Raw genomic sequence first — 338 nt, forward strand, 5'->3', positions numbered from 1 at the left:
ATCAGCGCGATGGAACGGAGATTCGGGTCGACGAGACTGGTGCCGGCAGGTTTCGTCGTCGAGCATGCGGAGATGAGCACGGATTGCGTATTTCTTGACGTGCGAGCCGCGGCGATTTCGGCGACATGCCCTTGCTGTGGAACTGCCTCACGCCGAACCCAGAGCCGATATGTGCGGAAAGTTGCCGATCTGCCGATTTCTGGCCGCCGGGTTATCTTACGGGTAACGGTTCGTCGGTTCTGGTGCGATGCCGTTCTTTGCCGTCGCCGGATCTTTGCCGAGCGGTTTGGCGATACCGTATTGGCTCCGTTGTCGCGGAGGACCGGACGCCTTGAGAC

1 protein-coding gene is annotated in these 338 nt (G+C 60.4%); it reads left to right on the forward strand.

Annotated features, from left to right (window positions below):
- Positions 1-9: 9 nt before the first annotated feature.
- On the forward strand, positions 10-338 hold a 329-nt coding region (locus EET67_RS25455; protein ID WP_133308893.1), incomplete at its 3' end, for a transposase family protein.

Source organism: Borborobacter arsenicus, from assembly GCF_003934165.1.
GTDB lineage: Bacteria > Pseudomonadota > Alphaproteobacteria > Rhizobiales > Rhizobiaceae > Pseudaminobacter > Pseudaminobacter arsenicus.